We start from the raw sequence: 775 nt of genomic DNA on the forward strand, positions 1-775 counted from the left end.
GGGTGGGTGGGGTGGGGTTGCTGTGGGGGTGGGGGAGGGGGAGGGTGGCTGTTAGCGGGTGGGTGGGGGTGGGGTGGAGCGGATTGGGGTTTACCGGGTGGAGGGGCTGCTCGGGGTGGGCTCGTTCGCGACCGTCTGGCTGGCCCACGACCCGATGCTGGACATCCGGGTGGCGATCAAGGTGCTGGCGGAGAACTGGCACCACGACGTACGCGTCCGGGAACGCTTCCTGGACGAGGCGCGGCTGCTGAGCCGGATGGAGGACGACCGGCTGGTCCGGGTACGCCTGGTGGGAGAGTTGGCGGACGGACGGCCCTACATCGTGCTGGACTGGGCCGACGGGGGCAGCCTTCGGCAGCGGCTGGCCGCCGGGCCGCTGCCCGTGGCGACCGCCCTGGACACGCTCGCCGAGATCGCCGCCGGGGTGGCGGTGCTGCACCGGCACCGCGTGGTGCATCGCGACCTGTCGCCCGGGAACATCCTGTTCCGCTCCACCGCTGACGGCGAGCGGGTGCTCATCGCCGACCTCGGCCTGGCCAAGGCGCTCGCCGTCGCCTCGGGGCTCACCATGCGCGTCGGCACCCCGGGTTACATGGCGCCCGAGCAGGACGACCCACTCGCCGTCGTGGACGAGCGCACCGACGTGTACGCCCTCGGCCGGCTCGGCTTGCGCCTGCTCGCCCCTTCGCCCGCCAACACGGGACCGCCCGCCAACACGGGACCGCCCGCCAACACGGGACCGCCCGCCAACACGGGACCGCCCGCCAACACGGGA

Annotated in this window: 1 protein-coding gene; it reads left to right on the forward strand. The window is 73.5% G+C overall.

Annotated features, from left to right (window positions below; genetic code table 11):
- Positions 1-73: 73 nt before the first annotated feature.
- Positions 74-775 (forward strand): serine/threonine-protein kinase (locus Vlu01_RS16415; protein WP_204000114.1); only part of this gene is annotated, 702 nt, incomplete at its 3' end.

The organism is Micromonospora lutea, from assembly GCF_016863535.1.
Classification (GTDB): domain Bacteria; phylum Actinomycetota; class Actinomycetes; order Mycobacteriales; family Micromonosporaceae; genus Micromonospora; species Micromonospora lutea.